The following is a 25714-nucleotide window of genomic DNA, read 5'->3' on the forward strand; positions in this document are numbered from 1 at the left end:
CGCTACAGTCCCTGGGGTTGGCCACAAGCCAACGCCAAGGACTTCGGAGATACCATGAAAAAGCTCTTTATGCTGTGTTGCGCATCCCTGCTCGCAGCCTGTTCCAGCCAAACCCCATCCAACCAGGCCAGCCTGGACGGTGAAGTCTTCTACCTGCAGCGTATCGCCCTGCCACCTGCCGCCACCCTGAGCGTGGAACTGCAGGACGTGTCGCTGATGGACGCACCCGCCGTAACCCTGGCCCGCCAGGCCGGCCCGGTCAAAGGCAACGTACCGTTGCCGTTCCACCTCACCTACGACCCGGCCCAGGTCAAACCTGGCCACCGCTACGCGGTAAGCGCGCGCATCGAGCTGGATGGAAAGCTGCTGTTCATCAATACCGAACACCATGGTGTCGCGCTCGACGGCAGTGACCCACAATCGGTACGTATCAAAGTCGACCCGATTCGCTGATACCCGTATTCATCCGTTTACAAGGAAAGCTTCATGATCCGCACTTCCCTGCGCTTCACTACCCTGTGCGCCGGCCTGCTGCTGTCGGCCAGCGCCCTGGCCTTGTCGCTGGGCGACCTGAGCCAGAAAGACGCCACTGGCGGCCTGAAAGATACCCTGACCCAAGGCGCACAGCTCGCCGTCAAGCAGTTGAGCACCCCAGGTGGCTTCAGCAACAACCCCGACGTGCGCATCGAATTGCCTGGCAACCTGGGCAAAGCGGCCAAGGCCATGAAGATGTTCGGCAAAGGTGAACAGGTCGATGCCCTTGAAGCCAGCATGAACAAGGCCGCCGAAGCCGCCGTGCCGCAGGCCCAGGCGATTTTGGTGGATGCCGTGAAGAACATGAGCGTGACCGATGCCAAGGGCATTCTCAGCGGTGGTGACGACTCGGCCACCCAGTACCTGAACAAGAGCAGCCGCGAGCAGATCCGCGCCAAGTTCCTGCCAATCGTCAAGCAGGCGACCGACAAGGTCGGCCTGGCCCAGCAGTACAACAACTTTGCCGGGCAGGCGGTGGCACTGGGCGTGGTCGACGCCAAGAGCGCCAGCATTGAGAACTACGTGACCGAAAAGGCGCTGGATGGCCTGTTCGAGATGATTGGCAAGCAGGAGCAGAGCATTCGCCAGAACCCGGCGCAGGCGGCTACCAGCCTGGCCAAGAAGGTCTTCGGCGCCCTGTGACGGCCCAGGGGGAGGGCTATGCCCTCCCCCGCGTCTTCAGCCCTTTTTCACCCTGAACCACGCCGCATACAACGCCGGCAGGAACAACAGCGTCAGCACCGTGGCCACGATCAAACCGCCCATGATCGCCACCGCCATCGGCCCGTAGAACACACTGCGCGACAACGGGATCATCGCCAGCACCGCCGCCAACGCGGTCAGCACGATTGGCCGGAAGCGCCGCACCGTGGCCTCGATGATCGCCTGCCAACGCTCCATCCCCGCCGCGATGTCCTGCTCGATCTGGTCCACCAGGATCACCGAGTTGCGCATGATCATCCCCGCCAGGGCAATGGTGCCGAGCATGGCGACAAAGCCGAACGGCTGGCGGAACACCAGCAGGAACAGGGTCACGCCAATCAGCCCCAGCGGCGCGGTGAGGAACACCATCACCGTGCGCGAGAAGCTGCGCAACTGGATCATCAGCAGGCTTAGCACCACCACCACGAACAACGGCATGCCGGCGTTCACCGACTTCTGCCCACGCTCGGCGTCTTCAACCGTGCCACCCACTTCCAGCAGGTAACCATCGGGCAGCTTGGCACGGATGTCCTGCAGGGTCGGCAGAATCTGTTTCACCAGTGTGGCCGGCTGCTCCTTGTCGTAGATATCGGCGCGCACGGTCACCGTCGGCAAGCGGTTGCGGTGCCAGATAATGCCTTCTTCAAAGCCGTACTGCAGGGTCGCTACCTGCGACAGGGCCACGCTCTGGCCGTTGTCGGTGGGCAGCGCCAGGCTGCCGAGGTTGCCCAGTTCGCTGCGTTCCTGCAGGGTGCCGCGCAGCAGGATCTCGATCAGCTCATTGTCCTCGCGGTACTGACTGACGGTGCTGCCGATCAGCGAACTCTGCAGGAAGCTCGCCAGGTGCGCGGTACTCACGCCCAGGGCGCGGGCACGGTCCTGGTCGATTTCAAGGAACACGGCCTTGCTCGGCTCCTCCCAATCCAGATGCACGTTCACCACATGCGGGTTCTCACGCACCTTGTCAGCCACTTCCCTGGCCAGGGCACGGGCCTTCTCGATGTGTTCGCCGGTGACCCGGAACTGCACTGGGTAGCCCACGGGTGGGCCGTTTTCCAGGCGCGTGACCCGGGCACGCAAGTCTGGGAACTGCTGGTCCACGGTGTCGATCAGCCAGCTGCGCAGGCGCTCGCGGTCTTCCATCGACTTGGCCAGCACCACGAACTGGGCAAAGCTGGCTGCCGGCAGTTGCTGGTCCAGCGGCAGGTAGAAGCGCGGTGAACCGGTGCCCACATAGGCCACATAATTGTCGATGCCGTCCTGCTGCTTGAGCAGCGCCTCCAACTGCTTGACCCGCTCTGCGGTATTGGCCAGCGAAGCGCCTTCGGCCAGCTTCAGGTCAACCATCAACTCCGGGCGCCCGGATGCCGGGAAAAACTGCTGGGGCACAAAGCGGAACAGCACGATGCTGCCGACAAAGGCGGCAACGGTCAGCAGAATCACCGTCTTGCGCCGCCGTACACACCACTCCACCACCCGCCGCACACGCTGGTAGAACGGCGTGGCGTAAGGGTCTGGCGCGTGGCCGTCCTTGCCGTGGCGCGCGGCATGCAGCTTGGCCAGGTCTGGCAGCAGGCGCTCGCCCAGGTACGGCACGAACACCACGGCCGCCACCCACGAGGCCAGCAACGCAATAGTGACCACCTGGAAGATCGACCGGGTGTATTCGCCGGTGCTGGAGGCCGCCGTGGCAATCGGCAGAAAACCTGCCGCCGTGATCAGGGTGCCGGTGAGCATCGGGAAGGCCGTGCTGGTCCAGGCATAACTGGCCGCTTTAAGGCGGTCGTAGCCCTGCTCCATCTTGATCGCCATCATCTCCACGGCAATGATCGCATCGTCCACCAGCAGGCCCAGGGCCAGCACCAGCGCACCGAGGGAGATCTTGTGCAGGCCGATGCCAAAGTAATGCATGGCGGCAAAGGTCATGGCCAACACCAGCGGGATGGCCAGCGCCACCACCAGGCCGGTGCGCAGGCCCAGCGAGAAGAAACTCACCAACAGCACGATGACCAGCGCCTCGGCCAACACCTGGACGAACTCCCCCACGCCGGCCTTCACCGCCGCCGGCTGGTCCGAGACCTTGCGCAGCTCCATACCGGCCGGCAGGTTGTGCGCCAGGCGTTCGAACTCACCTTCCAGGGCCTTGCCCAGTACCAGGATATCGCCGCCGTCTTTCATCGACACCGCCAGGCCAATGGCATCCTCGCCCATGAAGCGCATGCGCGGCGCGGGCGGGTCGTTGAAGCCACGGTGCACCTCGGCCACATCGCCGATGCGGAAGGTGCGGTCACCCACGCGAATAGGGAACTGGCGGATCTGCTCGACGCTGTCGAATCGCCCGCTCACGCGCAGCTGCAGGCGCTCGCTGGGCGTCTCGAAGAAGCCGGCGGTGCTCACCGCGTTCTGCTCTTGCAACGCCTTCTGCACGGCTTCCAGCGGCACGCCCAAGGTGGCCAGCTTGAGGTTGGACAGCTCGATCCAGACTTTCTCGTCCTGCAGGCCGATCAGCTCGACCTTGCCCACGTCCTTGACCCGTTGCAGCTGGATCTGGATACGGTCGGCGTAGTCCTTGAGCACCGCATAGTCGAAGCCCTCGCCAGTCAACGCATAGATATTGCCGAAGGTGGTGCCGAATTCATCGTTGAAGAACGGGCCCTGGATTTCCGGCGGCAAGGTGTGGCGGATGTCCGCGACCTTCTTGCGGATCTGGTACCACAGCTCGGGGATGTCCTTGGAATGCAACGAGTCGCGGGCCATGAAGGTGACCTGCGATTCGCCGGGGCGGGAGAACGAGACAATCTTCTCGTACTCGCCGGTTTCCATCAGCTTCTTCTCGATACGCTCGGTCACCTGGCGCGACACTTCTTCGGCGGTGGCGCCGGGCCACAGGGTGCGAATGACCATGGCCTTGAAGGTGAACGGCGGATCCTCGCTCTGGCCGAGCTTGGTGTAGGACATGGCGCCAATGGCCGCCAGCAAAATCATCAGGAACAGGACGATCTGGCGGTTGCGCAGCGCCCAGGCAGAAAGGTTGAAACCCATCGGGACTTACTCCTTGGCCGTCAGGTTCACTACACGGTTGCTGCGGTCCACAGGCCGTACCGCCTGGCCCTCGCGCAGTACATGGCCACCGGCGGCAACCACCCAGTCGCCGGGGGCAAGGCCCTCGAGCACCGCTACGCTGTCGCTGCCGTAGGCGCCCAAGCGCACCACTGCCCGCTCCAGGCGGCTGTCCTTGTTCACCCGCCACACGTAGGCCTGGCCGTTTTCCGCCGTCACAGCCGACAGCGGTACCGCCAGCGGGATCTGGCCTTCATGGGCAATGAACACCCGGGCGCTCTGGCCCAGCTCGGCCGGTGTGGCCGCCGTGGCAAAGGCGATACGCGCCGCGAAGGTGCGCGAGCGCGGGTCGGCAGCCGGTGACAGCTCGCGGATGCGCCCCTGGAAACGCTCCTGCGGGTGCGACCACAGCTCCACGCTTACCGGTTGGCCCACGGCAAAGCGGGCGAACTGCTGCTCCGGCAGGCCGATGGCCACTTCCCGCTCGCCATCGGCGGCGAGGGTGAACACGGTCTGCCCGGCGGCGACCACCTGGCCCACTTCAACCTGGCGCTTGGCAATCACCCCGGCCTGCGGCGCACGCAGCACGGCGTACTCGGCCTGGTTACCGGCCACGTCGAACTCGGCCTTGGCCTGCTTCAAGCGGGCAAGGCCTGCACGGTAGAGGTTTTCGGCGTTGTCGTACTGCGAGTGGCTGACCATCTGCCGCTCCAGCAGCTTCTGGTAGCGGTCGCGCTCGGCACGCACCAGCGACAGGTTGGCCTCGGCGGCCGCCATCTGGGCGCGGTTGGCTTCCAATTGCAAGCGCACGTCTTGCGGGTCCAGTTCGGCCAGCGGCTGGTCGGCCTTGACCCGCTGGCCCTCTTCGACCAAGCGCTTGCTGACCTTGCCGCCAATGCGGAAAGCCAGCTCCGGCTCGAAGCGCGCACGCACTTCACCGGGGTAACTGTCGGCAGCGGCTGCGGCCGGCTGCGGCTGCACCACCAGCGCCGGGCGGGGCGCGGCAGGTGGGGCGGCTTCCTGGCCGCACGCCGCCAGAAACAGCACGGCGGCGGCGGGCAAGGCGATGGACAAGGCATGGCGCAACATGATGAATCCTTTCGCGGTGGGCACTTCGAATATTTGTACTGGCGGGTATATTAAGTCAGCCGAGCGATGGCGTGAAGCCAGCGTTACAAAGAAATCCTGGCGCTTTTCCAACCGCTACCCGCTGTTGTTCGGCCCACAGCCAATCAACAACTTGCCCTGTCCCGCCACAGCCCGCAAACCGCGAAACACGCCGCAAACCCCGGCCCCCGTGCGTTTCAGCGCTCGGCACGACCTGTGCAATCACCGGGTACATACCCCTCCTTCATGTACCTGGAGTATTCCGATGACTGCCCTCGAACAACACCTGCCCGTCCCCGCCAACGGCACCGACTACGCCACGCTTGCCGCACGCTTCAGGCCCATCTTCACCCGCATTGCCGATAGCAGCGTGGAGCGCGAGCGCAACCGTACCTTGCCCCATGCACCTATCCAGTGGCTGAAGGAGGCCGGCTTTGGCGCCGTGCGCGTGCCGGTCGAGCATGGCGGTGGCGGGGCATCCTTGCCGCAGTTGTTCCAGTTGCTGATCGAGCTGGCCGAAGCCGACTCCAACGTGCCCCAGGCCCTGCGCGGCCATTTCGCCTTCGTCGAAGACCGCCTCAATGCCCACGCCAGCGCACCGCAGGATGTCTGGTTCCAGCGTTTTGTCGCCGGTGATCTGGTGGGTTGTGCCTGGACCGAGATCGGCGCGGTGAAGATTGGCGATGTCATCACCCGCGTTTCGCGCCTGGGTGAGCAGTGGGTAGTCAACGGCACCAAGTACTACAGCACTGGCAGCCTGTTCTCCGACTGGATCGACCTGTTCGCCCGGCGCGACGACACCGGCGCCGATGTAATCGCTGCCATCCGCACTCAGCAGCCCGGTATCCGCCAGAACGATGATTGGGACGGCTTCGGCCAGCGCACCACCGGCAGCGGTACTTCGGTGTTTGAAAATGCCGTGGTCGAGGAAGAGAACATCATCGATTTCGCCACCCGTTTCAAATACCAGACCGCGTTCTACCAACTGGTGCTGCTGGCGGTGATCACCGGCTCCGGGCGTGCAGCCGTGCGCGACTTCGGCCAGGAAACCAGCAAGCGCACACGGGTATTCAGCCATGGCAACGGCGCTGCCGTCAGCCAGGACCCACAGGTGCTGCAAGTGATCGGCAAGGCCTCGGGCCAGGTGTATGCCGCCGAAGCGGCGACCCTGCGTGCCGCCGAGGCCATCCAGCAGGCCTACCTGGCACGCTTCGCCAATGATTCGGCCGCTGAGCAGCAGGCCAATGTGGTTGCCGAGCTGGAATCGGCCCAGGCGCAAGTGGCCACCATCGATCTGATACTGCGCGCCACCAGCGACCTGTTCAATGCCTTGGGCGCTTCCACCACCAGCACCAGCCGCCAGCTCGACCGCCACTGGCGCAACGCCCGCACGGCGGCTTCGCACAACCCGGTGATCTACAAGGAGCGGATTATCGGCGATTGGCAGGTGAACGGTACCAAACCACCGTATGTATGGCAGATTGGTGGGGGTGCCAAGCAGTCCTGAGTATCAACTGGGGCTGCTGCGCAGCCCCGGGTATTTCAGACAGGTTCGGCTTGACGGGCAAGGTCGCGGTAGCCAGCGGCCGGGTGGCTGGCCGGCAGCCGTGGGCCGTCGCCGAACAGTTTCTCGCGCAGGGTGCCGGGGCGGTACTCGGTCTTGTAGGCGCCACGTTGCTGCAGCTCGGGCACCAGCAGCTCGACCACATCGCGGAAGGTTTCGTGGGCCAGGGCATAGGTCAGGTTGAAGCCATCGACATCGGTTTCTTCGACCCAGGCCTGCAGTTCATCCGCCACAGTTTGCGCACTGCCGACGATCAGCGGGCCAAAGCCGCCAATGCCGACCCAGTCGGCCAGTTCCTGCACCGTCCACTGCTTGTTCGGGTCGGCGGTGGAAAACGCCTCCACAGCCGATTGGATGGCATTGGTGTGGATATGCTCCAGCACCTGATCGGGCTGGTACTCGCTGAAGTCGATGCCGGTCCAGCCTGAAATCAGCGCCAGGGCGCCTTCGTAGCTGGCGTAGCTTTTCAACTCCTGCCATTTGGCTTGGGCCTTGGCGTCGGTTTCGTCGACTATCACCGTCTGCATGTTGAAGATCAGCACCTTGCGCGGATCGCGCCCTGCCTCGGCGGCCCGGCGACGAATGTCGGCCACGGTCTTTTTCAGGATGACCTTGGAGGGCGCGGCGACGAACACGCACTCGGCGTGGCCCGCGGCGAAGTTTTTACCACGGCTGGACGCCCCTGCCTGATACAGCACGGGGGTGCGTTGCGGGGACGGTTCGCACAGGTGTATGCCCGGAACCTGGAAGTGCTTGCCCTGATGACGGATCTCGTGGACTTTGCGCGGGTCGGTGAACAGGCCAGTCTCGCGGTCGCGCACCACCGCACCGTCCTCCCAGCTGCCCTCGAACAGCTTGTACAGCACCTCCAGGTACTCGTCGGCGTAGTCGTAGCGAGCATCATGGTCGCTCAGCGCCTTCTGTCCCAGGTTGCGTGCACCGCTGTCGAGGTAAGACGTGACGATGTTCCAGCCGATGCGGCCCTTGGTCAGGTGATCCAGGGTCGATAACCGACGGGCGAACGGGTACGGGTGCTCGAAGGTGAGCGAGGCGGTCAGGCCGAAACCAAGGTGCTCGGTCACCAGTGCCATCGGGGTGATCAGGGCCAAGGGGTCGTTCACCGGCACCTGGGCCGCCTGACGGATGGCCGCGTCGCCATTGCCGCCCAGCACATCGTAGATGCCGATCACGTCGGCGATGAACACACCGTCGAACTTGCCGCGTTCCAGCAGCTTGGCCAGGTCGGTCCAGTAGTCCAGGTCCTTGTATTGCCAAGCGCGGTCCTCGGGGTGGCGCCACAGGCCGGGCGACTGGTGGCCGACACAGTTCATCTCGAAGGCGTTCAAACGAATTTCACGTGGCATGGGGACTCCTGTTCAATAGGCTCGGCACCCTTGTCAGGCACCCTTGATGCTCTATCAACACGATTCATGCCAACAAAATAATACTTATAAATCAGTAGGTTATTTAAAAAATACAACAACCAGGTGCCTGAACGACGACATCACTGTCGATCAACTGTCGGCTGGCGGACAGCAGGCAATGTGACCGGGTTTTAGCCGGATCGCGCTTGACCCGTTAAGATGGTGATTCTTCAACCAGATGCAGACCACAATGTCCAACGACGCACCCATCGGCCCGGGCCGGCCCAAGGACCTGGCCAAGCGCGAGGCGATTCTCGAAGCGGCCAAGACGCTGTTCCTCAGCCTTGGCTACGCCAACACCAGCATGGATGCGGTCGCTGCGGCGGCAGGTGTTTCAAAACTTACCGTGTACAGCCACTTCACCGACAAGCAGACCCTGTTCTGCTCGGCGGTCATGGCCACCTGCCAGATCCAGCTGCCAGACCTGCTGTTCGAGTACCCCGAGGGGGCACCGGTGGACGAGGTGCTGCTGACCATTGCCCGTGGCTTCCAGGCGCTGATCAGCAGTGACGAGGCGGTCAAGCTCAGCCGCCTGATCATGGCCCAGGGCAGCCTGGACCCGAGTTTTGGCGAGTACTTCTACGAAGCCGGACCCAAGCGTGTGCTGGCCGGGATGGAAGCGCTGCTGCGCGGCGCACATGAACGCGGGCTGCTGCGCGTCGACAACCCGTTGCGAGCGGCGGAGCACTTTTTCTGCCTGGTCAAGGGTGCCCCGGATTACCGCTTGCTACTGGGGTGTGCAGGGCCGCTGGAAGGGGATGAAGCCGAGGCGCATGTGCGCGAGGTGGTAGGGGTGTTCTTGCGGGCTTTCAAACCCTGAGGCAGCAGGCTGACTGTACTGAGCCTATCGCTGGCAAGCCGGCCCCCACAGGTAGAACGTAAAGCTGTCAGGCGATGCAATCACTGTAGGAGCGGCCTTGTGTCGCGAAAGGGCCGCAAAGCGGCCCCGGCAATTTTCGCGTGAGCGCCAAAATCCTGGGGCTGCGTTGCAGCCCTTTCGCGACACAAGGCCGCTCCTACAACGACCGCGCTTGCCGGTCAGATTTCAGGAATCAGGCTTTCAGCGCTTTCTTCGGGTAAATGTCATACCGGCTCGACTTGCCTTCCAGGCTATGACTGGGCTTCGGCCCGTCGATGATCGGTGCCTTGCGCGGCCGCTTCACCACCACCCGGTGGCTGGCCAGCGCCAAGGCTGCTTCGAGCAGGGCCGGGGCATCCAGGTCATCACCCACCAACGGCCGGAATACGCGCATTTCTTTCTTCACCAGCGCACTCTTGTCCCGGTGCGGGAACATCGGGTCGAGGTAGATCACCTGTGGTGGCTCGCCTTCCCAGGCGCGCATGCGCTCGATGGCGTTGCCGGTCAGCAGGCGCATGCGCCCGACGATCGCCCCCACTTCTTCATCCGCGCGAGCCCGTGCCAGGCCATCCTCCAGCAGCGCGGCAATCAGCGGCTGGCGTTCGATCAGGGTCATCTGGCAGCCCAGGCTGGCCAGTACGAACGCGTCCTTGCCCAGCCCCGCCGTGGCGTCCAGCACTTGTGGCCGCACGCCTTGGGCAATGCCCACGGCCTTGGCGATCATTTGCCCGTTGCCACCGCCAAACTGGCGCCGGTGCGCGGCCTGGCCTTCAACGAAGTCCACCCGCACCGGCCCAGGCGCCTGGGGCCCCAACTGTTGAATCTGCAAGCCATCAGCGCCAACCTGCACGGCGAAATCAGCGGCCTCGTCGTGCAGCGGCAGCTCCAGGCGCTCAGCCCACGCAGCGGCTTGCGCCGCAAATTCAGCCGACAACGCCTCGACCCGGATACCTGTGCCCTGCTCTTCCATCACATACACCTGAAAATTGAACCCCGCCATTAATGTATCGGCCGTCACAGCCGATACAGGCAATATCCCGCTATTCTGCCAGAGCACAACGCGCGCGACTGCCATGTCAGATACTCTTCCCATCGGCTTGACCTATTTGTCGCCAGTCGGCAACTACAGTCAGCACAACACCCAGGCACTCGGGGGCGTCAGCCACCTGTGGCAGGATTTTTTTGCCCGGGCCATGGCCGAGCAACAGGAAGAGCCGGTAGACAGCGTCAGCCAGTCGTTCGCGCAATACGACCAGGACAGCGGCGAACCCGTCGGCGGTGCGCGTGCGCTGGCCATGATCGACGCCCAGCGCGCCTGCCCGGTGCAAGACACCGTGGTGGCACCACCCGAACCGCTGTTCCTGCCCAAGGCAGAGCTTGAAGCCAAGTTGCTGCCACCGGCCCCCGAGCCGTTCAGCGCCATCGAGCTGATCGAGCAGCAACGCCAGCTGGACATCAACAACAGCTGGCTGCGCCCCGTCGTGATGAACCAGGGCCAACCGCTTGCCGAGCCCGGCCCAGGCCCTGCTCCGCGCTCGCTGTTCCTGCCCATCGCCGAGTTCGAGACCAACCTGCTGGACCCAGCACCCGAGCCGTTCGACCATGCCACCCTGGCCAAGCAGCAGAACGACCTGGAGTTCGACATGCACTGGGCGCGCCCGGTGGTGCTGAACAACGTGCGCGTTCACGCCTGAGGCTAACGGCAGATCTGCCAGCGCCCCATGTCCATGTGATAGTGATTACGGTGCGCGGCGTTATAGTCCGGGCCAAGCACCGTGCTGAAACTCTTGCAAGCCGCCTGCTGCACCTGACGCAAGAACTCCGCCCTCTGCCCACCCGCCTGCCAGTCACGCGCCAGCACGATGCGCTGACCGTCCTGCAAGCGGAAACCGCTTATATCCAGCGCATTGGCCGTCGCGTGCTGGCTCAAGCGGCCTTGCTTGCGGTGGTAGACATTGCGGCAGGCAAAGCTGCCCAGGTGATCGACTTGCGCCACGGGTTGGCCCAGTAACCGCTGCGCCACCGGTTGCAACCCATGCTTCTCGAACAGCGCATAGGCCACCGCCAACGGGCAACTGGCCAGGAAGCTGCTGCTGAGCCGCGCCTGGCCGCCGTCAATGCGCCAGATATTTTGCAGCAGGCAGTCGGCCGAAGCCTGACTGTCAGCTTGTGCCCGGTAGCGCAGTTGGCTGGTTTCAAGCGCTTGACGGCACAACGCCGGGTCATCGCGCAAGCGCGACAGCTTGTACGGCGTCAGCAGGTTGGGCGGCTGGCGCACGTCCAGCGGCGCCCACGGGTTCCATGCGCCAGGCAAGCGCCAGCCGAGGTGCCAGGCCAGGCCCGCCAATAGCAGCAGGCCGGCCAACAGCGCCAGCACTGCCCTCATCAGCGGCGAAACAGGTCGTTGAGCTGAGCGAACGGCAGTGCCTGCTCACCATAGCCGAACGTGCCCTCATCACGAATTTCCAGCGCGGCCCGGTGCAAGGCCCCGAGTGCAGCACGGGCCAGCGACGAACCAACACTGATACGGCGCACCCCCAGGTCCTGCAACTGGTTCACGCTCAGCGGCACGCCCGCCATGCCCATCAGCACATTCACCGGGCGCGGTGCGACGGCTTGCACCACCGCGCGCACTTCTTCCACCGTGCGCAGGCCGGGGGCGTACAGCACATCGGCGCCGGCCTCGGCATAGGCTTGCAGACGCAGGATGGTGTCGTCCAGGTCCATGCGGCCGTGCAGCAGGTTTTCTGCCCTGGCGCACAAGGTGAACGGGAATGGCAGGCTACGCGCCGCCTGCACAGCGGCGCGCACACGCTCCACGGCCAACCCTAAATCGTAGATGGGCGCATCACTGCGGCCACTGGCATCTTCGATGGAGCCACCGACCAGGCCGACTTCGGCAGCACGCAGGATGGTCTGGGCACAGGTTTCAGGCAAGTCGCCAAAGCCGTTCTCCAGATCGGCGGCCACCGGCAACGCGGTGGCATCGACGATCTCGCCGGCATTGTCCAGGGTATCGTCCAGGCTCAAGGCGCCTTCGGCGTCTGGCCGACCCAGGCTGAAGGCCAGGCCCGCACTGGTGGTGGCCAGCGCTTCGAACCCCAGGCTGGCGAGCAACTTGGCAGAACCGGCATCCCACGGGTTGGGGATGACGAACGCGCCTTCGCGCGCGTGTAGCGCCTTGAAAGCTTCGGCTCTCAGGGTTTGCACGTCCATGGTTCAACCTCCGGCAGTCAGGGAAAGGTCAGAGTAGCCCCAGTTGTTCGACCTCGGGCGCGCGGGGCAATTCCGGCAAAGGTGCAAGGCCCGGCAGGCGTGCCATCAGCCGCTGGTGAAAGCGCTGAGCCAAGGCGGCTGCCAAGCGGTTGTCCGATGTGTGCAGGAAGATGTACGGGTTGCGGCCCTCCTCGATCCAGCCAGCAACCTTGTCTACCCAGGGCGTAAGGAAGGTTTCGTTGGCCTGCAGTTCGGGATGGCCAATGAAGCGCACCTGCGGATGCTGGCTGAAGGCGGCCGGCCGTGGCGGCACCTTGGGCTTCTTGGACTGCGCATGCAGCACGGCAGGGTCGCGGGAGGTGCAACTGAACAGCGCACGCGGGTCAAGGCAGATACGTTCGACGCCACGTTCGTGCAGCAAGCGGTTGAGCAGCCGCTCTTCCTCCCCCTTGGCGAAAAAGGCCTGGTTGCGCACTTCCACCGCCACTGGCACGGCAATTTCATCGAGGAAGTGGCATAGCTCGCCCAGGCGTGCAGGGCCGAACTGAGCCGGAAGCTGCAGCCAGTAGGGCGATACGCGCTGGCCCAGCGGGGCCATCAGCCGGGTGAAATCGAAGGCAGGCTCAAGCTGATCGCGCAGGTCGCCCTCGTGGCTGACGTCCCTTGGAAACTTGGCGGTAAAGCGAAAGTGCGCGGGCATCACCTGCGCCCAGCGGGCAATGGTGCCGGGGGCGGGGCGTGCGTAGAAGGTGGTGTTGCCTTCGACGGCGTTGAACACCTGGCTGTAGAAGCCAAGCATTTCATTGCTGCTGGCGTCGGCAGGGTACAAGTAGTCGCGCCAGGCGTTTTCGCTCCATGACGGGCAACCGAGAAAGTAAGGCAGTGGGGATGGACTCATCCACTAAATGTACAGGTCGAGCCCCAGTACTTCCATGTCCCAGTCGTTAAAACCGGCGGTGCTCAGGTAGCTGGCCAGCGCGGTGGCAGTGCGGCGGTCACGGGCGCGGGGGAAGACCATGTCCTGCTGGCGGGCTGGCAGGCCACCGCTGCGGCGGCGGGCGGTGGCTTCCTGCGGGGCGGTTTCGGCCTCCTCGACCACCTCGGCATCGTCGATGGCCTCGTCACGCACCGCTGCCTTGCGCGGGGCGCGCTTGACCGGATAGGACTGCGAGGAGAAACCGTCGATACGCATGGCATGAGCACTCAGGACCAATGATGGCAATTTAGCAGCATCAGAGTTCCGTCGCTAATGCTTGAGTGATAACTGGACCACAGATCGCACAAAAGGTTTTAGCGTGTTCGGCGATAACCGACGAACAGCACTCAGTGCTTCTTGGGCGTAGCTACATTATCGCGCAGATACACCGGTTGCGCCTGCTCGGCGACGATTGCCTCGCCACGTGCCCAGGCAAAGGTAGCCAGGCTGAGCACGTCCAGGGCATTGGGCAACGCGCCAGGGTTGCTGGCCGCCACCTGCACCGCCAGCCGCTCTGCGTAGCCCCACCCGGTGCCGGCACCGAACCACTCGCCATTGCTGCCCGCCGGCAGAGCCACCTGCTCAGGCGGCAATACCTCCTCACGGCCGACCAGGCGCATTTCGCCCGCCGTAGCCTGGTAGCAGCCCCAGTACACTTCATCCATGCGCGCATCAATGGCAGCCGCCACCTGCTGCACGCCCTGCTCGCGCAACGCACCCTGGGCCAGTGCGGCCAGGTTGGACACCGGCAGCACCGGGCGCTCGAGGGCAAAGGCCAGGCCCTGGACCACGCCGATGGCGATGCGCACACCGGTGAACGCACCTGGGCCACGGCCAAAGGCAATGGCATCCAACGCATTCAGTGCCACGCCAGATTCGGCCAGCAGTTGCTTGATCATCGGCAGCAGCTTCTGGGCATGCATGCGCGGGATCACCTCGTAATGGCTGGTTACCTTGCCGTCATGCAGCAGCGCGACGGAACAGGCTTCGGTGGCGGTATCCAGGGCCAGCAGGGTGGTCATCGAACGGGTATCCAGGTGCGAATGAAAAGAGCGGCAGTATAAACGACAACGGCCCGCAAGCGGGCCGTTGTCGATGTGCGTCAATCCAGGATCAGCTCAGGGCTGCCAGGACCTTGGCAGTGATGGCGTCGACCGAACCGACACCTTCGATGTGGCTGTACTTCGGCTTGCCAGCATTGGCGGCCGACAGCTTCTGGTAGAAGTCCACCAGCGGCTTGGTCTGGGTGTGGTAGACCGACAGGCGATGGCGAACGGTTTCTTCCTTGTCGTCGTCGCGCTGGATCAGGTCTTCGCCAGTGACGTCGTCCTTGCCTTCCACTTTCGGCGGGTTGTACTGAATGTGGTAGGTGCGGCCCGAGGCCAGGTGCACACGGCGGCCAGCCATGCGGCCGACGATTTCTTCGTCATCCACGGCAATTTCGACCACGGCGTCGATGTCGACACCAGCAGCCACCATGGCTTCGGCTTGCGGGATGGTGCGTGGGAAGCCATCGAACAGGCAGCCGTTGGCGCAATCAGGCTGGGCGATGCGCTCCTTGACCAGGCTGATGATCAACTCGTCGGAAACCAGCTGGCCGGCATCCATGACTTTCTTCAGTTCCAGGCCCAGCGGGGTGCCGGCCTTGACGGCGGCACGCAGCATGTCACCGGTGGAGATCTGAGGGATACCGAACTTTTCGGTGATGAACTTTGCCTGAGTACCTTTACCGGCCCCGGGAGCTCCCAGCAGAATTACGCGCATCTCGTGCTCCTCAAATTTTTTTATGAAATTCAATGGATTCGGCAACCAGGGCCAAGTCCGGAAAATCGGGTATGACCATAAATCGGTCAGAAGGCTGCTCAAGATACACAGCGCTCGGCAGCCAGACAAGCGTCCCAAAGTTGCAGGAATGCGCCACTTGCGGCTCAGCAGACTGGCGGTTGCGCCCGGCGCAACCACCCTCCCCGTCCTTGTGCCGGGCCTGCTCGGCACTCGCCAGGCATGGCCCGGGCATGCCCTCAGCCGGTGTTGCGCAACCCGGCGGCAATACCCGCCACGGTCACCAGCAAGGCCTGCTCCAACGGGCTGTCCAGAGCGGCTTCGCGGCTGCGCGAGCGAGCCAGCAACTCGGCCTGCAGGCGGTGCAGTGGGTCCAGGTAGGTATTGCGCAGGCTGATGAATTCCAGCGTCTCGGGGCTGTGCGCCAGTAGCACCGGCTGCCCGGTCAGGCCCAGCACCACCTGGCACGACTGCGACAATAGGTCGCGCAGGTGCGCACCTAAAGGAAGCAAGTGCGGTTGCACTAGACGTTCGTCGTAGGCTTCGGCAATTTGCGCATCGGCCTTGGCCAGCACCATTTCCAACATATCGATGCGGGTGCGGAAGAACGGCCACTGCTCGCGCATCTGCGCCAGCAACTCACCCTGGCCACGGGCCAAGGCGTTGCTCAGTGCGGTCTCCCAGCCCAGCCAGGCCGGCAACATCAGCCGGGTCTGGGTCCAGCCGAAGATCCATGGGATGGCCCGCAGGCTTTCGATGCCCCCGGCGCGGCGCTTGGCCGGGCGGCTGCCCAGCGGCAGGCGCCCCAGCTCCTGTTCTGGCGTCGACTGGCGGAAGTACTCGACGAAATCGGGGTTCTCCCGCACCACGCTGCGGTAAGCCTTCACACCATCGGCGGCCAACTGGTCCATCAACTCGCGCCAAGCCGGCTGCGGTGGCGGAGGTGGCAGTAGTGTGGCTTCGAGTACGGCCGCCAGGTACAGGTTGAGGTTTTGTTCGGCGATACCCGGCAAGCCGAACTTGAAACGGATCATTTCGCCCTGCTCGGTAGTGCGAAAACGCCCCGCCACCGAACCCGGTGGCTGCGACAGAATCGCCGCATGCGCCGGGCCACCGCCGCGCCCAACGGTGCCGCCACGGCCGTGGAACAGCAGCAGCTCGACCTGATGCTCGGCGCAGATTCGCACCAGGTTTTCCTGGGCACGGTACTGCGCCCAGGCAGCGGCGGTGGTGCCAGCGTCCTTGGCCGAGTCCGAGTAACCGATCATCACTTCCTGCGGGCCACGCAGGCCGGCGCGATAGCCCGGCAGGCCGAGCAGGCGCTGCATCACCGGGCCGGCGTTGTCGAGGTCGGCCAGGGTTTCGAACAGCGGCACCACGCGCATGGGGCGAGTCAGGCCAGCTTCCTTGAGCAGCAGTTGCACGGCCAGCACATCCGAGGCGGCACCCGCCATGGAGATGACATACGACCCCAGCGAGGCAGCCGGCGCGGCGGCGACTTCTTTGCAAGTGGCCAGCACTTCGGCGGTATCCGCCTGCGGTTTGAAATGCGCAGGTAACAGCGGCCGGCGGTTTTTCAGCTCGGCCTGGAGGAACCCGATGCGCTGCTCTTCGTCCCAATCGGCATAACGCCCCAGGCCCAGGTAATCGGTGATCTCGGTCAGCGCATCACGGTGGCGGGCAGCGTCCTGGCGCACGTCCAGGCGGCCCAGGAACAGGCCGAAGGTAACGGCGCGGCGCAGGCAGTCGAGCAGCGGCCCCTCGGCGATCACACCCATGCCGCAATCATGCAGCGACTGGTAGCACAGCTCCAGCGGCGCGATCAGGTCGCGGTTATCCACCAGCACCTCGGCACCGGCCGGCTGGTTGCTGGCCAGGGCCGAGTGCGCCCAGGCTCGTGTCGCCCGCAAGCGGTCGCGCAGTTGCTTGAGCACGGCGCGGTAAGGCTCGGCACTGTCGCCGACCCGTTCGCGCAGGGCGTCGTTGGCCTGCTGCATCGACAGCTCCGCAGCCAATGCATCGATGTCGCGCAAGAACAGGTCGGCGGCCATCCAGCGCGCCAACAGCAGCACTTCGCGGGTGACGGCAGCGGTCACGTTGGGGTTGCCATCACGGTCACCGCCCATCCACGAGGCAAAGCGGATTGGCGCGGCCTCCAGCGGCAGGCGCAGGCCAGTGGCCTCCAGCAGGGCCTTGTCGACCTTGCGCAGATGGCTGGGGATGGCGTGCCACAGCGAATGCTCGATCACTGCGAAGCCCCACTTGGCTTCGTCTACCGGCGTGGGGCGGGTGCGGCGGATTTCTTCGGTGTGCCAGGCTTCGGCGATCAGCCGGCGCAGGCGTTCGCGAACCTGCTGGCGCTCGGCCGGGCTCAGGTCGCGGTGGTCCTGCGCGGCCAGTTGGCCTGCAATGGCGTCGTATTTCTGGATCAGCGTGCGGCGGGCTACCTCGGTGGGGTGAGCGGTGAGCACCAATTGGATGTCGAGCTTGGCCAGTTGTCGGGCCAAGGCATCGTTGCTGTGGCCAGCCTGCTTCAGACGCGCCAGCAACTCAGGCAACACCCGCGCTTCGAAAGGCTCGGGCTGATCGGCGTCGCGGCGGCGGATCAACTGGTACTGTTCGGCCATGTTGGCCAGGTTGAGGAACTGGTTGAAGGCCCTGGCCACAGGCAACAGGTCGTCTTCGGCAAGGTCCGCCAGGGTCGAGCTCAGTTGCTCACCGGGGCCACGGCGGTCGGCCTTGGCACTGTGGCGAATGTCCTCGATCTTCTGCAGGAACGCATCACCGTGCTGCTGGCGAATGGTTTCGCCAAGCAGTTCACCCAACACATGGACATCTTCACGCAAACGCACATCGATATCGGTCATTGGCCCTCTCTTTGGCGCGGCTCTGGCGCACTCCTGTACACAGCTCTGTCAAAGAGTGCCCCTTGCCGCGCAGCCATGGCAAGCCGTGATCGGTCAAAGCAAACTAAAGTGAAAGCACAGCACTCCCATGCCATGCAGCCTTAGCAGGCGTAACCAGAGGTCATCATGAAAATCCGTGAACTCGCCCAGCACTGGGAACAGAATGCCGCTGGCACGCTCAGTCGCACAGGGCATGTCTTGCATCTGGACCTGGAGTCCGAGGCGCGCCTGGCCGCGCTGATCGACATGTACCCCAAGCGCACCGCCGAAGAACTGCTCGGCGAACTGGTCGCCGCCGCCCTCGAAGAACTTGAAGCCAGCTTCCCCTATGTGCAGGGCCGGCAGGTCATCGCCACCGATGAAGAAGGCGACCCGCTGTACGAGGATGTCGGCCCTACTCCACGCTTTCTCACCCTGTCGCGCCAGCACCTGCACAGCTTGAGCAACACTGCCGTCGATAACGAAAAATAGCCTGCCCTCCATGTTCCGGGCCCCTGAAAGGCCCGGAATACCGCCCTCGGCCGAGAAAGTTCCAGCAAATCCTCGCTGACCAATCAGTCAGAAAAAAATCCGCTCGCAGCGCATTTTTTTCTGAACCATTCGAAAAACGGTCGAGTCGGAGCCAATAGCCATCACGCTAAAACCCTGCACACTGCCCTCGTGCACCGTTGAGCTGAAGCGCGCGGTTTTGTCAGGGATTGAGCGATGGACTGCTACGGACATCGTCGTTATCAGGAGTGATCCAATGGAGCTGACCATCATGAAGACCCGCACCCGCAAACTGTCATCCACTCATGTGCGCGGGTTCAAGCTGGCCGCGCTGGCCCTCGGCAGTAGCCTGGTCCTGGCCGGCTGTGCGGGCAACCCACCCACCGAGCAGTATGCCGTTACCCAGTCTGCTGTGAACTCCGCCGTCAGTGCTGGCGGTACCGAGTTTGCCGCCGTGGAAATGAAAGCGGCCCAGGACAAGTTCAAGCAGGCCGAGATCGCCATGCATGACAAGAAGTACGACGAGGCCAAGCGCCTGGCCCAACAGGCCGAGTGGGACGCACGCCTCGCCGAACGCAAGGCCCAGGCGGCCAAGGCCCAGAAGGCCGTGCAGGATGCCCGCCAGGGCATTCAGGACGTACGTGAGGAAGGCCTGCGCAGCGCTCAGTGAGCCCTGCCCCGCCAACCTTAGCCTTCGCACACGATCAAAGGATGAACACTATGCGCAAACACGTCATGATTCCCGCCCTGCTGGCCCTGAGCGTCGGTCTCGCTGCCTGCTCGCACGACCCGAATGCCAACCTGGAAGCGGCCCGCACCAATTTCTCCTCGCTGCAGAGCGACCCGCAATCGAGCAAGGTCGCGGCCCTGGAGACCAAGGACGCCCAGGACTGGCTGAACAAGGCCGACAAGGCCTACATGGACCGTGAAGACCAGAAGCAGGTCGACCAGCTCGCCTACCTGACCAACCAACGTATTGAAGTGGCGAAACAGACCATTGCCCTGCGCACCGCCGAAGGCGAGCTGAAAAATGCCTCGGCCCAGCGTGCCCAGGCCAAGCTGGATGCCCGCGACGCGCAGATCGCCAAGCTGCAGGACAGCCTCAATGCCAAGCAGACCGACCGCGGTACGCTGGTGACCTTCGGCGACGTGCTGTTCGACTTCAACAAAGCCGAACTCAAGAGCAACGCCTACCCGAACATCACCAAGCTGGCCCAGTTCCTCCAGGAAAACCCGGAGCGCAAGGTGATTGTCGAGGGCTACACCGACAGTGTCGGCTCGGCCAACTACAACCAGAGCCTGTCCGAACGCCGCGCAGGCTCCGTGCGCATGGCACTGGTGCGCGCCGGCGTGGACCCTGCACGCATCGTGTCCCAGGGTTATGGCAAGGAGTACCCGGTAGCGGACAACGGCAGCAACTCGGGGCGGGCGCAAAACCGTCGGGTGGAGGTGACCATCTCCAACGACAACCAGCCGGTGGCACCGCGTACGGTGAGTCAGGCCCAGCAGTAAGACTGGCCAGCTGAAATGACAAGCCCCGCGATCGACGCGGGGCTTTCTTTTGCCTGTTCCGACCTCTCGCGGGCACGCCCGCTACGGGGCCGATACAGGCAACATCACTGCACCTGCTGTGGGGTTTCCTCGCCCATGCAACGCACGGCGCGCTTGCGGTTGTCCACCAGCACGCCGGTCAGGCCTTTTTGCTGGGTGTCGAACAGCACCAGCACGCCGTCCACACACTGGGCCACCTGCGCCGCCGGGTCCAGCGACACCTTGTAGTCTTCGCCGGGGATGGTCTTGAGCATGGTGAAGTCCTGCAGCAACAGGGCATCCTCGGGTTTGGCGAAATGCAGGTAACCGTAGTACCACAAAGCCCCCACCGTCACGATGATGCTACCGATGCCGGTCAGGATCAGCGGGATGGCGTTGCGTTCTTCACTCATTGCTTGTTCTTCTCGTCAGGGAAATTGGGCACTTCGGCAAGCCGCCGCAGGCCGTTGAAATGGCTGGGGTCATCAAGGAAACGCAGCATCACCTGGCGCCAGGTCGGGTCAGCGAAGGTCTGTACATGGCCGCCTCGGGTCAGTTGCAGCACCCTTGGTGCTGGTGCGTGCTGGTACAGGCGAATGCCGTTGTCCATCGGCACCAGGTTGTCGTCGATGCTGTGGAAGAACAGTTTGGGCGGGCTGCTCAGCTGCTCGATCGAACGGATCGCGCTGTCGCCGTCCGGCACCAGCCACGACAGCGGCACCTGCAGCGGCCAAGTCATCCACGAGGTGCTGAGGGCATAGCGCCCCACCTCGCGGTAACTGGCCGGCACGCCATCGAACACCAGCGCGCTGAAGCGCTGGCGCTGCTCAGGGTGGGCCGCCAGATAATGAATGGCCATGGCGCCACCCAGGCTCTGCCCCAGCAGTACCAGTGGCTTGCCCTTTACCTCGGGTGCCTGGTTCAGCCAAACCATGGCGGCGGCAATGTCCTGGTACACGTCCGGCAGGCTCGGCTGGCCCTGGGACAAGCCGTAGCCGCGATAATCGATCATCAACACCTGGTAACCCTGCTCCGGCAGCCAGTAGCTCCCCCCCAGGTGTCCAGGCAGGTTGCCGCCGTTTCCATGCAGGTGCAGCACCGTGCCTTTGACATCGACCCCGGCCTTGGCCGGCAGCCACCAGCCGTGCAGGCGCACGCCATCAGCAGTGTTCAGGGTGACATCGCGATACGCCAGCTTGGCCCGCTCAGGGGTGAAGGCCTGGCCACGCTCGGGGTAGAACAGCAGGCTGCTGCAGCCGCCAAGCCCCAGCAGAACCAAGCCCAGGGCCAGCAGGCGGCAGCACTCAGAGAATGTTCGCGTAGTCGGCTTCAATACGATCCAGGCTCAGGTGGTTGAGGAAGTTGGAGAAGCACATCCAGGCCGACAGCGCGTTAAGGTCGCGGAACTGTTCGGGCAGGTACTTGGGTGGCTCGACCAAACCCTCCTCGACCAGCTGACGCAGGGTGCGCATGTCTTCCAGGGTGGTCTTGCCACAGAACAGCAACGGGATCTGTTCGAGCTTGCCCTTCTTCACGGCCAACTGAATGTAGTTGTAAACCATGATGAAGCCCTTGAGATAGGACAAGTCCTTGGTGAATGGCAGGCCATTGGGCACCGAGCCGCGGAACACCCGGCTGGCGTTGCTGTAGCTCTGCGCCATCTCGAAGCCCTGCTCGCGGAAGAAGTTGAACACCTGGAGGAAATCGGCGCCCTCCTCGACCATGTGGATCGCGCGGGTGCGGTTGGTGAGCTTGCGCAAGCGGCTGGGGTAGGACGCAAAGGCGATCACTTCCATGAGGATGGCCAGGCCTTCCTGGGTCACCGTCGACGAGGGCGGGCCCTTGGCCAGAAAGGTACAGATAGGCTGGTTCTGGCCATTCAGTGTGGTGCCCACGTGCACCAGCCCTTCGTGCACCTCCAGGGCGCGCACGTCGCGGACGTTGAACATGGCGTCGGCGCGCACCTTGATGTAGTCGGCACCGGCCGCAGCATCGGCGACGATGCCGTCAGACTCGAATACGCGAATGGTTTCCTCGGCCTCGCCGAACACCTTGTTCAGCCGGCGCTGGAGAATGTCCACGGCCTCCTTGGCCGTCAGATTCTTGGGTTCGTCCTTGAGGTCGCCACGGCCGTCAATGTTGTTCAGGTAGTCTGAGAACATCATGCCGAGGTCGGCCAGGGTCGGGTCACCGGCGTGGAAGGCATCCGAGGCCGCGCCGTACAGCTCCTGGGAGATCAACCCGAAGTCCTCGGTGCCGCGCGCTTCGAGCATGCGCACGACCATGCGGTACTCGCGGCACATACGCTTCATGATCTGCCCAACCGGGTTGAACTGGCCGAGCTGGCGAATGATGTCGCGCTCGATGCCCTGAAACTCGGCCTTGACCGCGCTGGAGTCGAACGACAGCGGGCGCGACTGGTAGTAGGCGCGGTCAACCGCCGGCGGCTCCTTGCCCTTGGCCTTGAGGAAGCCCTGGCGAATGTTGTCGTCCCACTTCACCGCGTCCAGGACCCGGATCGGGGTCTGCGCCGCGACGATGCGGTCGGACAGGGCGCGGATGGTTTGCTGGTATTCGTCCACCGGGGACTCCTTTCTAGTACAAGAAACCTGCCCGCGAGGAAGCCAACACGGTCATTTGCCGGAGCGCTGGAACCGCGCCACCTCGACGAACAGGTCGGAGTTGGCCGGGTCGTCCAGATACGCCAGCACCCGCGCCGACGGGCTGTCGATCAACACGCCATCGCCGTTGTCTTCTGGCACCTCGGTGCTACGCCCGGTCAGTTCTTTCTTGTCCACCGCCTGCTGCACCTGCTCGACATCCAGGTTGTAGACCACCAGTTCCTTGCCATCGACGATGTCGAAACCGCCAATCAGGAAGTTGCCACCCAGGCGCTTGGGCACACCAGCCGACAGGTACCAGCGGTTGCCGTGGCGCGACACAGTGAACACGTATTCTTCAGGGGCCTTGCCCTTGGCCGTGGCCACTGCCTTGTAGGCATCGCCACCACTGCGGCTGATGGTCAGCTTCAGCGGCTCGCCCCAGGCGTCCTTGCTGCTCCACTTGCCGAGCAGGGCCTTGGGCGCCGCCTGGTTGCTGGGCAATGGCTCATGGAAGGTCACCAGACAACCGCCCAGCAGCAGGAATGACAGAGTCAACAACACCACACGCCAGGCTTTCATCAGGTTCTCCTTGAAAAGTCGATCTCGGCTCAGGCCGATGCCAGCACAAGCTGCAGGTATCGGGTAAGCATAGCGAGCATCTGCCCATCGGCTTGCGCATTCGCATCCTTGAGCAGGCCCTGATATTCCATCTGCTCGATAATCGCCGTCAACATCTGGGCGTCCTGTTCCGGTTGCCGCGAACCCACTACCTGCAGCAATTGCCGGGTGCCGTGCAACAGGATCTGCTCATGGGCGCACACCAGCTCGGCCAGGCGCGGGCAAAGCAGCGCCTCCTGGCGGAAGGCCTGCTCGGCCATCAGGAAGTCACGGCGGTTCAGCAGTTGCCGCTGCACATAGTCAGCGGTCATGCGCGCCACTTCGTCGGCCAACCGCGCCCGTGCCTGCTGGCTGCCATCGCCCTGGGCCAGCAACTGGCGCAACACCACCTCGGTGTTGGCCCACAGCTTGGCCATGTAGGCCGCGCTCCGCTCGACGTACTGGGCGAAGGTATCGGTGAGCAGGTCCTCGATGTCCTTGAAGTAGTAGGTGGTGGCCGACAATGGCACACCAGCCTCGGCGGCCACTGCGCGGTGGCGCACGCCGCGTACACCATCGCGCACGACGATGCGCATGGCGGCGTCTAGGATCAGCTGGCGACGCTGTTCGCTGCCTTGGCGGGCAGTCTTGCGCCCTTGGTATTGCACGCTTTCGGCGACGGCGGTGGCAATGCCGGCGGCGCCCTGGTCAGGCATGGCGGGTGTCACGGGTATACCTCATTGGACAACGTTTCATCAGTGCCGGCCTCTTTGCGGGCGTGCCCGCAAAGAGGCCAGTACAAACAACATAAAGCTTCAGGCAAGAAAAAGCCGCCTCGAAAGGCGGCTCGTTCAAATCACTCAGGCCTGCGGACGCATGTGCGGGAACAGGATCACGTCGCGGATCGACGGCGAGTTGGTCAGCAGCATCACCAGGCGGTCGATGCCGATACCCTCACCGGCGGTCGGCGGCATGCCGTACTCCAGTGCACGCACGAAGTCGGCGTCGTAGTGCATGGCTTCGTCGTCACCGGCGTCCTTCTCGGCCACCTGGGCCAAGAAGCGCTCGGCCTGGTCTTCGGCATCGTTGAGCTCGGAGTAGGCGTTGGCGATTTCACGGCCACCGATGAACAGCTCGAAGCGGTCGGTAACGGCTGGGTTGTCGTCGTTACGACGGGCCAGCGGCGACACTTCGAACGGGTACTCGGTAATGAAGTGCGGCTGCTCCAGCTTGTGCTCGACCAGTTCTTCGAAAATCATCACCTGCAGCTTGCCCAGGCCTTCGTGGCCCAGCACCTTGGCACCGGCCTTCTTGGCGATGTCGCGGGCGCGGTCGACGTCCTGCAGGTCGGCAGCGGTCAGCTCGGGGTTGTACTTGAGGATCGAGTCGAACACCGACAGGCGCACGAACGGCTCGCCAAAGTGGAACACCTTGTCACCGTACGGCACGTCGGTGCTGCCCAGTACCAGCTGCGCCAGCTCACGGAACAGTTCCTCGGTGAGGTCCATGTTGTCGCGGTAGTCAGCGTAGGCCTGGTAGAACTCGAGCATGGTGAATTCAGGGTTGTGACGAGTCGAAACGCCTTCGTTACGGAAGTTGCGGTTGATCTCGAACACCTTTTCAAAGCCACCCACCACCAGGCGCTTGAGGTACAGCTCCGGCGCGATGCGCAGGAACATGGCCATGTCCAGGGCGTTGTGGTGAGTTTCGAACGGCTTGGCCGCCGCGCCGCCTGGAATGGTCTGCAGCATCGGCGTTTCGACTTCGAGGAAGTCACGCTCGATGAGGAACTTGCGGATGTGCGAGATCACCTGCGAACGCACACGGAAGGTGTGGCGGGTTTCTTCGTTGACCATCAGGTCGACGTAACGCTGACGGTAGCGCTGCTCGGTGTCGGTCAGGCCGTGGTGCTTGTCGGGCAGCGGGCGCAGCGACTTGGTCAACAGGCGCACATTGGTCATTTCGACGTACAGGTCGCCCTTGCCGGAACGGGCCAGGGTGCCTTCGGCACTGATGATGTCGCCCAGGTCCCAAGTCTTGACCGCAGCCAGGGTTTCTTCGGGCAGGGTTTTGCGGTTGACGTAGACCTGGATACGGCCAGTCATGTCCTGGATAACCATGAACGAGCCACGGTTGAGCATGATACGGCCGGCAACCTTGACCGGGATCGCGGCTGCTTCCAGCTCTTCCTTGGTCTTGTCCGCGTACTGTTTCTGCAGGTCGTTGCAGTAGCTGTCGCGACGGAAGTCGTTGGGGAAGGCGTTGCCCTTGGCGCGCTCGGCGGCAAGTTTTTCCTTGCGCAGGGCGATCAGGGCATTTTCTTCCTGTTGCAGGTCTTGCGATTCGGTCTTGAGGTCGCTCATGT

The 25714-nt window shown here is 63.7% G+C and carries 25 protein-coding genes; 8 read left to right on the forward strand and 17 right to left on the reverse strand.

The annotated features are described in order from the left end of the window. The first annotated feature begins 54 nt into the window (after nt 1-54). A complete protein-coding gene (locus APH42_RS02750; RefSeq protein WP_012270814.1) occupies nt 55-453 on the forward strand; it encodes a YbaY family lipoprotein in 399 nt (132 codons plus the stop codon). A gap of 33 nt (nt 454-486) precedes the next feature. Then, nucleotides 487-1176, forward strand: coding sequence for a DUF4197 domain-containing protein (locus APH42_RS02755; RefSeq protein WP_012270813.1), 690 nt, complete (start codon nt 487-489; stop codon nt 1174-1176). Between the two features lie 36 nt (nt 1177-1212). Here APH42_RS02755 and APH42_RS02760 read toward each other — a convergent pair whose 3' ends face one another. Continuing rightward, nucleotides 1213-4278 carry an efflux RND transporter permease subunit gene (locus APH42_RS02760; protein ID WP_012270812.1) on the reverse strand — a complete coding sequence of 1022 codons (3066 nt, stop codon included), beginning with the start codon at nt 4276-4278 and terminating at the stop codon, nt 1213-1215. A 6-nt stretch (nt 4279-4284) separates the two neighbouring features. After that, nucleotides 4285-5385 (reverse strand): efflux RND transporter periplasmic adaptor subunit, encoded by a 1101-nt coding sequence (locus tag APH42_RS02765; protein WP_060492675.1) that lies wholly within the window; start codon nt 5383-5385, stop codon nt 4285-4287. A gap of 283 nt (nt 5386-5668) precedes the next feature. On the opposite strand from APH42_RS02765, the gene APH42_RS02770 reads away from it, so the two are divergent. Continuing rightward, nucleotides 5669-6910: an acyl-CoA dehydrogenase family protein gene (locus APH42_RS02770; RefSeq protein WP_060492676.1), complete on the forward strand. Its 1242-nt coding sequence runs from the start codon at nt 5669-5671 to the stop codon at nt 6908-6910. 35 nt (nt 6911-6945) lie between these two features. Here APH42_RS02770 and APH42_RS02775 read toward each other — a convergent pair whose 3' ends face one another. Next, a complete protein-coding gene (locus tag APH42_RS02775; RefSeq protein ID WP_060492677.1) occupies nt 6946-8331 on the reverse strand; it encodes an LLM class flavin-dependent oxidoreductase in 1386 nt (461 codons plus the stop codon). Nucleotides 8332-8569: 238 nt separating this feature from the next. Here APH42_RS02775 and APH42_RS02780 point away from each other — a divergent pair, with 238 nt between their 5' ends. Next, nucleotides 8570-9211, forward strand: a complete 642-nt coding sequence (locus APH42_RS02780; protein ID WP_060492678.1) for a TetR/AcrR family transcriptional regulator — start codon at nt 8570-8572, stop codon at nt 9209-9211. Nucleotides 9212-9443: 232 nt separating this feature from the next. Here the strand turns inward: APH42_RS02780 and APH42_RS02785 are convergent, their stop codons facing one another. Then, a complete protein-coding gene (locus tag APH42_RS02785) occupies nt 9444-10220 on the reverse strand; it encodes a class I SAM-dependent methyltransferase (protein WP_012270807.1) in 777 nt (258 codons plus the stop codon). Nucleotides 10221-10323: 103 nt separating this feature from the next. Here APH42_RS02785 and APH42_RS02790 point away from each other — a divergent pair, with 103 nt between their 5' ends. Further along, on the forward strand, nt 10324-10944 hold the full coding sequence (locus APH42_RS02790) for a hypothetical protein (RefSeq protein WP_060492679.1): 621 nt from the start codon (nt 10324-10326) through the stop codon (nt 10942-10944). A gap of 2 nt (nt 10945-10946) precedes the next feature. On the opposite strand, the gene APH42_RS02795 is transcribed toward APH42_RS02790, so the two are convergent. The 7 genes from APH42_RS02795 to ppc all read right to left on the reverse strand — a co-directional run bounded on the left by APH42_RS02795 (nt 10947) and on the right by ppc (nt 18091). Then, the gene (locus APH42_RS02795) at nt 10947-11636 is read right to left on the reverse strand and encodes an extensin family protein (RefSeq protein WP_060492680.1); all 690 of its coding nucleotides are present in this window, start codon (nt 11634-11636) and stop codon (nt 10947-10949) included. Next, nucleotides 11636-12466: an oxaloacetate decarboxylase gene (locus tag APH42_RS02800; RefSeq protein WP_012270804.1), complete on the reverse strand. Its 831-nt coding sequence runs from the start codon at nt 12464-12466 to the stop codon at nt 11636-11638. Before APH42_RS02800 ends, APH42_RS02795 begins: the two co-directional genes overlap by 1 nt. Nucleotides 12467-12494: 28 nt before the next feature. Further along, nucleotides 12495-13364 carry a DUF72 domain-containing protein gene (locus tag APH42_RS02805; RefSeq protein ID WP_012270803.1) on the reverse strand — a complete coding sequence of 290 codons (870 nt, stop codon included), beginning with the start codon at nt 13362-13364 and terminating at the stop codon, nt 12495-12497. Nucleotides 13365-13367: 3 nt separating this feature from the next. Further along, nucleotides 13368-13658, reverse strand: a complete 291-nt coding sequence (locus tag APH42_RS02810) for a hypothetical protein (protein ID WP_012270802.1) — start codon at nt 13656-13658, stop codon at nt 13368-13370. Between the two features lie 131 nt (nt 13659-13789). Continuing rightward, entirely contained in the window at nt 13790-14464 is a 675-nt protein-coding gene (tsaB, locus tag APH42_RS02815) for a tRNA (adenosine(37)-N6)-threonylcarbamoyltransferase complex dimerization subunit type 1 TsaB (RefSeq protein WP_060492681.1), read from the reverse strand. A 91-nt stretch (nt 14465-14555) separates the two neighbouring features. Next, nucleotides 14556-15206 carry an adenylate kinase gene (gene adk, locus APH42_RS02820; RefSeq protein ID WP_012270800.1) on the reverse strand — a complete coding sequence of 217 codons (651 nt, stop codon included), beginning with the start codon at nt 15204-15206 and terminating at the stop codon, nt 14556-14558. Nucleotides 15207-15463: 257 nt separating this feature from the next. After that, nucleotides 15464-18091: a phosphoenolpyruvate carboxylase gene (gene ppc / locus APH42_RS02825; protein WP_060492682.1), complete on the reverse strand. Its 2628-nt coding sequence runs from the start codon at nt 18089-18091 to the stop codon at nt 15464-15466. A gap of 165 nt (nt 18092-18256) precedes the next feature. Here ppc and APH42_RS02830 point away from each other — a divergent pair, with 165 nt between their 5' ends. From APH42_RS02830 to APH42_RS02845, 3 genes are all read left to right on the forward strand, one after another. After that, on the forward strand, nt 18257-18601 hold the full coding sequence (locus tag APH42_RS02830) for a hypothetical protein (RefSeq protein WP_012270798.1): 345 nt from the start codon (nt 18257-18259) through the stop codon (nt 18599-18601). Between the two features lie 274 nt (nt 18602-18875). Then, entirely contained in the window at nt 18876-19289 is a 414-nt protein-coding gene (locus APH42_RS02840) for a DUF4398 domain-containing protein (RefSeq protein ID WP_012270797.1), read from the forward strand. 50 nt (nt 19290-19339) lie between these two features. Beyond that, nucleotides 19340-20131 (forward strand): OmpA family protein, encoded by a 792-nt coding sequence (locus APH42_RS02845; RefSeq protein WP_012270796.1) that lies wholly within the window; start codon nt 19340-19342, stop codon nt 20129-20131. A gap of 104 nt (nt 20132-20235) precedes the next feature. Here APH42_RS02845 and APH42_RS02850 read toward each other — a convergent pair whose 3' ends face one another. The 6 genes from APH42_RS02850 to lysS all read right to left on the reverse strand — a co-directional run bounded on the left by APH42_RS02850 (nt 20236) and on the right by lysS (nt 25712). After that, nucleotides 20236-20562: a hypothetical protein gene (locus APH42_RS02850; RefSeq protein WP_012270795.1), complete on the reverse strand. Its 327-nt coding sequence runs from the start codon at nt 20560-20562 to the stop codon at nt 20236-20238. Next, entirely contained in the window at nt 20559-21482 is a 924-nt protein-coding gene (locus tag APH42_RS02855) for an alpha/beta hydrolase (protein WP_060492684.1), read from the reverse strand. The genes APH42_RS02850 and APH42_RS02855 overlap by 4 nt, the downstream gene beginning before the upstream one ends. Next, a complete protein-coding gene (locus APH42_RS02860) occupies nt 21454-22731 on the reverse strand; it encodes a flavohemoglobin expression-modulating QEGLA motif protein (RefSeq protein ID WP_012270793.1) in 1278 nt (425 codons plus the stop codon). The genes APH42_RS02855 and APH42_RS02860 overlap by 29 nt, the downstream gene beginning before the upstream one ends. 51 nt (nt 22732-22782) lie before the next feature. Next, nucleotides 22783-23331 carry a hypothetical protein gene (locus APH42_RS02865; RefSeq protein WP_056796298.1) on the reverse strand — a complete coding sequence of 183 codons (549 nt, stop codon included), beginning with the start codon at nt 23329-23331 and terminating at the stop codon, nt 22783-22785. 29 nt (nt 23332-23360) lie between these two features. Further along, nucleotides 23361-24065, reverse strand: coding sequence for a TetR/AcrR family transcriptional regulator (locus APH42_RS02870; RefSeq protein ID WP_012270791.1), 705 nt, complete (start codon nt 24063-24065; stop codon nt 23361-23363). Nucleotides 24066-24209: 144 nt separating this feature from the next. Further along, nucleotides 24210-25712: a lysine--tRNA ligase gene (lysS, locus tag APH42_RS02875; RefSeq protein WP_012270790.1), complete on the reverse strand. Its 1503-nt coding sequence runs from the start codon at nt 25710-25712 to the stop codon at nt 24210-24212. Nucleotides 25713-25714: the final 2 nt, after the last annotated feature.

The organism is Pseudomonas sp. NBRC 111140 (assembly GCF_001320885.1).
In the GTDB taxonomy this organism is placed as follows: domain Bacteria; phylum Pseudomonadota; class Gammaproteobacteria; order Pseudomonadales; family Pseudomonadaceae; genus Aquipseudomonas; species Aquipseudomonas putida_P.

Bases quoted from the DNA above. Each gene is read 5' to 3' on its own strand.
- tsaB (WP_060492681.1), bottom strand. From the start codon at position 14,464: ATGACCACCCTGCTGGCCCTGGATACCGCCACCGAAGCCTGTTCCGTC.
- APH42_RS02755 (WP_012270813.1), top strand. From the start codon at position 487: ATGATCCGCACTTCCCTGCGCTTCACTACCCTGTGCGCCGGCCTGCTG.
- adk (WP_012270800.1), bottom strand. From the start codon at position 15,206: ATGCGCGTAATTCTGCTGGGAGCTCCCGGGGCCGGTAAAGGTACTCAG.
- APH42_RS02790 (WP_060492679.1), top strand. From the start codon at position 10,324: ATGTCAGATACTCTTCCCATCGGCTTGACCTATTTGTCGCCAGTCGGC.
- APH42_RS02795 (WP_060492680.1), bottom strand. From the start codon at position 11,636: ATGAGGGCAGTGCTGGCGCTGTTGGCCGGCCTGCTGCTATTGGCGGGC.
- APH42_RS02830 (WP_012270798.1), top strand. From the start codon at position 18,257: ATGAAAATCCGTGAACTCGCCCAGCACTGGGAACAGAATGCCGCTGGC.
- APH42_RS02770 (WP_060492676.1), top strand. From the start codon at position 5,669: ATGACTGCCCTCGAACAACACCTGCCCGTCCCCGCCAACGGCACCGAC.
- APH42_RS02750 (WP_012270814.1), top strand. From the start codon at position 55: ATGAAAAAGCTCTTTATGCTGTGTTGCGCATCCCTGCTCGCAGCCTGT.
- APH42_RS02775 (WP_060492677.1), bottom strand. From the start codon at position 8,331: ATGCCACGTGAAATTCGTTTGAACGCCTTCGAGATGAACTGTGTCGGC.
- APH42_RS02805 (WP_012270803.1), bottom strand. From the start codon at position 13,364: ATGAGTCCATCCCCACTGCCTTACTTTCTCGGTTGCCCGTCATGGAGC.
- APH42_RS02840 (WP_012270797.1), top strand. From the start codon at position 18,876: ATGGAGCTGACCATCATGAAGACCCGCACCCGCAAACTGTCATCCACT.
- APH42_RS02780 (WP_060492678.1), top strand. From the start codon at position 8,570: ATGCAGACCACAATGTCCAACGACGCACCCATCGGCCCGGGCCGGCCC.
- APH42_RS02760 (WP_012270812.1), bottom strand. From the start codon at position 4,278: ATGGGTTTCAACCTTTCTGCCTGGGCGCTGCGCAACCGCCAGATCGTC.
- APH42_RS02810 (WP_012270802.1), bottom strand. From the start codon at position 13,658: ATGCGTATCGACGGTTTCTCCTCGCAGTCCTATCCGGTCAAGCGCGCC.
- APH42_RS02845 (WP_012270796.1), top strand. From the start codon at position 19,340: ATGCGCAAACACGTCATGATTCCCGCCCTGCTGGCCCTGAGCGTCGGT.
- APH42_RS02785 (WP_012270807.1), bottom strand. From the start codon at position 10,220: ATGGAAGAGCAGGGCACAGGTATCCGGGTCGAGGCGTTGTCGGCTGAA.
- lysS (WP_012270790.1), bottom strand. From the start codon at position 25,712: ATGAGCGACCTCAAGACCGAATCGCAAGACCTGCAACAGGAAGAAAAT.
- APH42_RS02765 (WP_060492675.1), bottom strand. From the start codon at position 5,385: ATGTTGCGCCATGCCTTGTCCATCGCCTTGCCCGCCGCCGCCGTGCTG.
- ppc (WP_060492682.1), bottom strand. From the start codon at position 18,091: ATGACCGATATCGATGTGCGTTTGCGTGAAGATGTCCATGTGTTGGGT.
- APH42_RS02850 (WP_012270795.1), bottom strand. From the start codon at position 20,562: ATGAGTGAAGAACGCAACGCCATCCCGCTGATCCTGACCGGCATCGGT.
- APH42_RS02870 (WP_012270791.1), bottom strand. From the start codon at position 24,065: ATGCCTGACCAGGGCGCCGCCGGCATTGCCACCGCCGTCGCCGAAAGC.
- APH42_RS02800 (WP_012270804.1), bottom strand. From the start codon at position 12,466: ATGGACGTGCAAACCCTGAGAGCCGAAGCTTTCAAGGCGCTACACGCG.
- APH42_RS02865 (WP_056796298.1), bottom strand. From the start codon at position 23,331: ATGAAAGCCTGGCGTGTGGTGTTGTTGACTCTGTCATTCCTGCTGCTG.